This is a genomic window from Streptococcus oralis (genome assembly GCF_001579025.1).
GTDB lineage: Bacteria > Bacillota > Bacilli > Lactobacillales > Streptococcaceae > Streptococcus > Streptococcus oralis_X.
This window is the reverse complement of record NZ_KQ970235.1, coordinates 730050-736584: the sequence shown is the minus strand read 5'-3', so window position 1 is coordinate 736584 and position 6535 is coordinate 730050. Positions and strand designations below refer to the sequence as shown.

Annotated in this window: 8 protein-coding genes and 2 pseudogenes; 1 reads left to right on the top strand and 9 read right to left on the bottom strand. The window is 34.1% G+C overall.

What is annotated here, in order from left to right; translation table 11 throughout:
- Together SORDD27_RS10500 and SORDD27_RS03510 are read right to left on the bottom strand one after the other, a co-directional pair.
- Positions 1-117: pseudogene (locus tag SORDD27_RS10500) on the bottom strand (phosphoribosylanthranilate isomerase); the annotation flags it as partial.
- A gap of 63 nt (positions 118-180) precedes the next feature.
- A complete protein-coding gene (locus tag SORDD27_RS03510; protein ID WP_061427331.1) occupies positions 181-1062 on the bottom strand; it encodes a diacylglycerol/lipid kinase family protein in 882 nt (293 codons plus the stop codon).
- A 61-nt stretch (positions 1063-1123) separates the two neighbouring features.
- Here SORDD27_RS03510 and SORDD27_RS10205 point away from each other — a divergent pair, with 61 nt between their 5' ends.
- Positions 1124-1393: a hypothetical protein gene (locus tag SORDD27_RS10205; RefSeq protein WP_061427329.1), complete on the top strand. Its 270-nt coding sequence runs from the start codon at positions 1124-1126 to the stop codon at positions 1391-1393.
- Between the two features lie 227 nt (positions 1394-1620).
- On the opposite strand, the gene SORDD27_RS03500 is transcribed toward SORDD27_RS10205, so the two are convergent.
- The 7 genes and pseudogenes from SORDD27_RS03500 to SORDD27_RS09645 form a co-directional block, all read right to left on the bottom strand.
- A complete protein-coding gene (locus SORDD27_RS03500; RefSeq protein ID WP_061427327.1) occupies positions 1621-2382 on the bottom strand; it encodes a hypothetical protein in 762 nt (253 codons plus the stop codon).
- 173 nt (positions 2383-2555) lie between these two features.
- Entirely contained in the window at positions 2556-3218 is a 663-nt protein-coding gene (locus tag SORDD27_RS03495) for a DUF443 domain-containing protein (protein WP_061427325.1), read from the bottom strand.
- A gap of 59 nt (positions 3219-3277) precedes the next feature.
- Positions 3278-3949: a hypothetical protein gene (locus SORDD27_RS03490; protein ID WP_061427323.1), complete on the bottom strand. Its 672-nt coding sequence runs from the start codon at positions 3947-3949 to the stop codon at positions 3278-3280.
- Between the two features lie 233 nt (positions 3950-4182).
- Complete coding sequence (locus tag SORDD27_RS03485) at positions 4183-4572, bottom strand: DUF7668 domain-containing protein (protein WP_061427322.1); 390 nt, start codon at positions 4570-4572, stop codon at positions 4183-4185.
- 29 nt (positions 4573-4601) lie between these two features.
- Positions 4602-5456, bottom strand: coding sequence for an ADP-ribosylglycohydrolase family protein (locus SORDD27_RS03480; protein WP_061427320.1), 855 nt, complete (start codon positions 5454-5456; stop codon positions 4602-4604).
- Between the two features lie 162 nt (positions 5457-5618).
- A complete protein-coding gene (locus tag SORDD27_RS03475) occupies positions 5619-6143 on the bottom strand; it encodes an RDD family protein (RefSeq protein WP_081103345.1) in 525 nt (174 codons plus the stop codon).
- Between the two features lie 246 nt (positions 6144-6389).
- Positions 6390-6535, bottom strand: a pseudogene (locus SORDD27_RS09645) (phosphoribosylanthranilate isomerase); the annotation flags it as partial.

The following is a 6535-nucleotide window of genomic DNA, read 5'->3' as shown; positions in this document are numbered from 1 at the left end:
CTGCCATTCTTCATTTGAACGGTATTCAAACCCCAATGACCCCATGAGCGTCGGAGTGATTCCGACTTGGTTTAAATGAGAACAAATTGTTCGAAATTCATCAAATAGAGAATTCATTCCTCCTCCAATCGTTGATATAGAACTTAATTTCGTTGTGAACAATAAACTAATTTTTACCTTCTACTCTTTCGGTTTTGAAAATACTTCTACTCGTTGAGCTAGGACTTTGATTTCTACAGGTAGGTTATCCGATTTATCGCCGTCAACATCTGACTCCAATTCACTATCTGAAGAGATTTTAATATTACGTGCTCTGATATACTCAATATTATCATTTCCGACAACATCTCCTTTTAGTAGATCAGGAATAACGGATAATTTAGAGAATATAGAAGCATCTTTTAGAATCAAAATATTGGCATAGCCATCTTTGTCTTCTTCAAAGATTTTCTTATCAGCGAAGTAATTTGTCAAGAGAACCAAAACATGACTAGCTCCACCAACATAATTTCCATTTTCTGTCTCAACCTTAATGTTAAAAACCTGGTCTGTCATGACAGACTTCATGGTATTTACAGCATAGGCTAAAATACCGAATTTTGTCTTGTCCTCGATCTCCACATTGTGAATCGCCTCAGGCAGAGAACCGATACTAAAAATATAACCAAAATAGTTATCATTTGCTTTACCGATATCAATCTTGTTGGTTAAATTAAAATCGAGTTCATCTATCGCTCCATCGATGTCTTGATTGATTTCCAACAGTTTTGTAATGAGGTTACCCGTACCGCCTGGGATAATACCCAACTTAGGAATGTAGTCTCTCTCAGCAATACCCGAAATAACTTCATTGACAGTCCCGTCTCCACCAAAACACACCACTGCATCATACTGCTCACGAGACGCTTCTTCAGCAAAATTTGTTGCATCCAACGCTTTTTCGGTAATTTTGGTTTCAACAGATTCAAAGTATTCTTTTGCTTTATTCTCCAGCTTTTCTTTATAATCCAAGGCCTTCTCCCCACCAGAGGTAGGGTTGATAATTAACATTGCTTTTTTCATTGATTTTCTCCTTAATTTTTAAATAGAAATGTTAGTGTAACTACATCAGTCATTACATATAATGCTATTATATAATGAAACCTCAGAAAATAGAAATCAGACGTACTGGAGATTAAGAGAATCAGTTCTAAAAAAGGTTGGATATGCTGAAAATGATAAATACCTTCTAGTTTATTCTTTTACCAATCGATTAAAATCAACCAAATATAAAATTCCAGCAATAAGAGCAAAAATTGCTGAAAAAATTGAAAGGAAAGGGATAAAACCTGTGATAGATGCAACTAAAAGAAACAAAAAGCTTTTCTTACGACCATTTGATTCTTTTCTATAAATGAAAATTGCAAGTATGGAACAAACAAGAAATATAAAACTAATTAAATTTACTGAAAAAGCCCATGCTGGTTTATCAACAAAATGAAGAGCCCCATTGATAAATCTTATCTCCCATCTATAGAAAAATGCAAATGCAATAATGGGAGAGCACGTTAAAGCAAAAATTCCATTAAAAAAATAAACTGTTTGATTTCATATTAAATCCTTATCTGTACTTATTCATCGCTAATTAATAGATTCACTTTTTAAAAATTCTTTAGACTTCTGGACGATATAGAGCTGTTCATCTTCTTGAGCGAGTTTTTTAAACAACTCATTCGCCCTAGTCATATCTCCTTTTAATTTAGAGTTCAAGGCTTGATAGTAAGTGATTTCCAATTGTTGATATTTAAATTCGTTTTCCAATTCTTCAAAATAATCATTGAATTGATGAGCAATTGTTAAATCGTAAAGCGCAATACTAACGCTTTTTGTTTTCTCAGCTAGAGAGGAATCTGATATGGACATTTTGTTTAGCATAAGATCAAGCTGGTCCCTGGTCAGGTTTGGATTTGCAAGAACTGTCGAGCGAACGAGGTAACTCTCAAAGAAATCCCTATATTTCGGCTTCAGTTTTTGATCAGTCATTGCTTCAGAAGCCTCCTTAATGGCAGCATCGAAATCACCAATCATATAGGAATACCCAACAGATGTTAGTGTCACATCCATTTTTATAATAGCTCTTTTTGCATCTTTCTTCAATTCAATGTATTGCTTCCAAGATGGTAAATCTAAGTCCATATGCAGTAACTTAGTACCACTCTTTACATACCCTCTTCTGATTAGTGCAATGAAAAGAAATAAGAGTGCACTTATGAATAAAATACAAAGGGTTTGAGTAGTCCTATCTTTCACCGTCCAAGCTACAAAAAGACTCAGAAGAACAGCCAAAACAATCACGACTTTTCTATAAAATGCATATTTCTTACGTATTTCTAAATAATTCATTTTTACTCCTTTTCTAAATTATAAAATGTCATTACGATAGCAGTTCTGAACCTTAAATGAGTCGTTGAGCAACATAAACACTTTCTTCGCTATTACATAATTTTTTCTGATAAAATAGCCCAATGTGACCTGCAAAAGAGGATCATAAAATAGCTTTCATCTTTCATCTTAACTTATAACTTCTCTATTCTATCAAAAATAATCTCTTGCTTTTCGACACTTTCTCGGAGTGGTGACATGCCTAAAATCACTGTAAAAAATCCCAATAATAGAATACTATTAATAACAAGTATGGCTCCCTCTGTTCCATTAACAGTATATAGATAGAATGCAAAACATCCAAGAGTCGGAACAAGGATAAAAGGAAGAAGTTTGTAATGTTTTAATTGACGTTTTCTTTCAACTGGTTTAAAGGTTATTTGATAGTTTGAAACTTTATTCTCAAGTCTTTTTTGGACACTATGACGAGCTCTTATGGCAATGAACCAGAAAGCAAGATAAGCTAGGAAGATGAACAAGCCATATAATCCTATCTTTAAAGGAAGGTTGTGACTAATCCCATTGTTTCTAAAAAAATTCGTCACTAGCCGATAGCCAGATCCCCCTATTGCTGTACCAATTGCAATCCCAATTGATTTACTCATAGTTGGAGCTACACTTTCAAAACGCGTATCTCTTTTATCTAACTTTAAGCATTTAGCTGTGATTTCACTAGGAAGATAACCCCAGAAATAGGATTTGGGACTAACGGTCGTCAAATCTAGAATATACTTTTCTCCCTCTACTTCTACTATTTTAAAAAATATTTTATTCGTTTCTTTGAATTTTACTTTCATAGTCACCTTTAAATCCTTCTCAGAGTTAAAAAACTCTTTTCAATAACATTCCTAAATCGTCAGCCCCGTTTTTTAATAATAGTTAAACCAATTTTGACAGACATCTCTTTCGATGTTAACTGTATTGTGATCCCATAATTTGTTTTATCTGAGTGATCTATTCTAATTTGGCACGTTGTTTCCTCTGGTAGATCATATTTGCTTTTCAGTTTCTGAAAGAGTTCAGAGTGAGTTTCTGGCTGGTAGATAATTTCACTTAGCTCTGTTGTTCCAGTTCTTAACGTTCTTTTTACATTCAAGGAGTCAAAAACATCTCTTTTGACAACTAAGTTAAGAATCTCTTCATCAAATAAAGGGTCTATCTCCGAATCGTAATGCAACTTTCCATTAGAATAACTAGCGGGAACCGTTTTTTTGTTTTCTCCGATTTGTATTCTATAGTCACCCTTACCCTCTGCCTTGGTAATGTCTAGGTCAATTTCATATCTTCTGACTTCGTCACCATTTTTTATATAGACTCTGCTTTTATAAGCTTCCAGCCCATTAAAATCTTTCTGCTCTTGTTCCAAAAATTTAAACATGGGATCAAACGTTTTTTCAAATTCGTACTGTTCTTTTGTTCTGTTTTTGGGAATGGTCTCACCACCCAAACTACACCCATTCAGTGAAAATAGTGATATCAGTATGATGATCAAGGCAGAAAGCCATAATAAATGCTTATATTTTTTCATTTACCTCTCCCAAAAATGAAGCCTAAAACTATTATAGCACGAACATACTAGAAATAACTTTCTATAACCATTTAGATTCATTCATAAAATGCATTTAAAGACAATTGATCTATTGATAGAAAAACTTGATAGTTTAAAAGCTTTGATCTTACTCTTATACAAAAAAGACATTCAAGAAAATCTTAAATGCCTGTATAAATAGTGTATCAAGGATATTGCTTATTAAACTTTTCCTAACCAGGATCGACATCAAGAAATCTTACTGTATAGCCATTGTCGGTATATAGAAACTCTACTTGCAATCTCATATCTACTAATTCAGAATTTGAAGTCAAATCATAATCAATAGCAAACCCAGTCTGGTCATCATAATCATAAATCTCCAATTGAGAATACTCATAAGGCGGATTGAAATGACACTCCACACCATACTCATCAATCGTGTCAAAATCATTCAATTCTAATGTCTTTTCAACATAACTAAAGAACTCGTTTAAATCGTCAATCTCTGATTCATCGACATAATTCATAATGTCTTCATATTTTTTCAGGTGAATAGCCTTTAAAATATTTGTGATAACCTCTATAACTTTTTCTTTTTTATACATATTAAGTAATTCCATCATTGCCACCTTTCTTCTTAACTAAACAATCATTTTCCTGCTATGAAAAGCTCCCATCGTTCAATGACATTCTTTAAAGGCTCATCTAGATAGGTATAGACTTTGTCTTTAATCCAATCAGGTATACCATAAGCAGCTTCTGCAATACTTCCTGTGATGGCAGCAAGAGTATCACTATCCCCACCAATAGAGATAGCATTTCTGATAGCATCCTCAAAGTCTGTACTTTCAAGAAAGGCAATGATAGCTTGAGGTACCGTATTCTGGCAAGTTTCATTGAAACGATAAGTAGGACGAATTTCATCTAGTGTTTGAGAAAGATTATATCCATACTCTTGCTCTATATGCTCCTTGATAAGTCTCTTGCACTCTGTAGGATTGTCATTGATTGGTTGCTCATAATCTCCGCAATAACCTCCAAAGTAATAACGACACAGAAAGATAGCATCAGTTGTCGCCATGGCTCCTTTGATACCTTCTGGATGATTATGGGTGACTTCTGCTGAAAGTCGTGCAAGCTTTCTAGTTGATGGTGTCATACCCGTTCTTGCACAAAAGCCGCAGTCCATAAGCCAAGCACAGGGAGAAACACGCATAGCAGAACCATTTCCAAAACTATAATAAGGTTCACGATTGTCATTATTGATCCAACTACTAAACCGAGCACCATAGCCCGCATCGGGATACATTTTCCCATATTTCTTCATGGCATCAATGAAGTCGTCCTTTTGTCCCCCATTCATAATTGCTTCTGCAACAGCGCAAGTCATGACCGTATCATCCGTGAAAAAACAATCCTCACGAAATAAAGGAAAACCCTTCGTTTTAATATTGTTCCATTCGTAAACCGAACCGACAATATCTCCCACAATTGCTCCTAACATATATATACCCTCCTTAGAAAATACCCATTATAAATATAGTTTACTTATGAATCAACTCGTACAAGCAGCGCCACACATTCTACATACGCGGTCATAGGGAACATATTCACGGGTTACACGTACTGAGCAATGTACCCGCGTTTTTCGGACGGCTAAGTTGAATCACTTGTTATCACCCTCTAATTGAACCTGTGTATGAGCTAGAAAATCTCCTAGATGCCTTTTATCTTTTCTAAAAATTGCCATTGCCAGTAACAAAAGTGCAAGTAGGGTTGCTAAAGACGAAAGGATAATGGATATTAAATCAAAATCACTATAGACTCCATGAATAGTTCCCATATGCCCTAATTGCCAAGGTAAAAATTTGATGAGATTTCTAATAAAGCTAGCCTGAATTGTTTTTTTCTGATAGACCAAACGAAGCCCTGCTTTTGATTTCCCAAAACTTCCATTTTTTGCATAATCCGAAAATGTGAAATAAAGCATGATTGGTAGGACACTGATAAAAAATGTAAGAGTCTGCGCCTGAAATTCTGTTTGCATTGGCACACCATTAAAAACAAAGTAGTAATAAGTTATAGAGCAAAGAAACAGAATACCCAGGTAAGTTATGATTAAAAGATAATCAAATAGTAGTTCAGTCATTCTTTTTTTAACCGAAATAAGATTAATTTTCAAAATCTCCATTATTTTATCCTCCTGTCTAAGCTCGTAAAAGCAGTGATACCTCATCAAATAGAAAACTCTCTATCAAATCCTCTAAATAGCCAATCATTACCTTCAATAATGGATATCCTGATTTAAAATTTAAAATATTTTTTTCTTAATAATTCTATTACTTGCCAATATAGTATAAATTAAATGACCAATAAAAATGATGATAAAAATAACATAGCAGCCAGTCTTATAACTTACTACTTTTCATATGATAATTTACAAATGTCTTTCCAGCAACTCGATCTTTTTAAGATCCTTATTGTTATTGTGATCATTTCGATAGGAATCTTGAGAAGAAGCTTTGTAAATACTTAGATACTGCTCCAGACTTGGAAGACGAAAAGTGATGCCTTCAATGTGAG

Coding starts and splice junctions, on each gene's coding strand:
- SORDD27_RS03495 (WP_061427325.1), bottom strand. CDS start 3,218: ATGAAAGTAAAATTCAAAGAAACGAATAAAATATTTTTTAAAATAGTA.
- SORDD27_RS03510 (WP_061427331.1), bottom strand. CDS start 1,062: ATGAAAAAAGCAATGTTAATTATCAACCCTACCTCTGGTGGGGAGAAG.
- SORDD27_RS10205 (WP_061427329.1), top strand. CDS start 1,124: ATGCTATTATATAATGAAACCTCAGAAAATAGAAATCAGACGTACTGG.
- SORDD27_RS03490 (WP_061427323.1), bottom strand. CDS start 3,949: ATGAAAAAATATAAGCATTTATTATGGCTTTCTGCCTTGATCATCATA.
- SORDD27_RS03480 (WP_061427320.1), bottom strand. CDS start 5,456: ATGTTAGGAGCAATTGTGGGAGATATTGTCGGTTCGGTTTACGAATGG.
- SORDD27_RS03500 (WP_061427327.1), bottom strand. CDS start 2,382: ATGAATTATTTAGAAATACGTAAGAAATATGCATTTTATAGAAAAGTC.
- SORDD27_RS03475 (WP_081103345.1), bottom strand. CDS start 6,143: ATGGAGATTTTGAAAATTAATCTTATTTCGGTTAAAAAAAGAATGACT.
- SORDD27_RS03485 (WP_061427322.1), bottom strand. CDS start 4,572: ATGGAATTACTTAATATGTATAAAAAAGAAAAAGTTATAGAGGTTATC.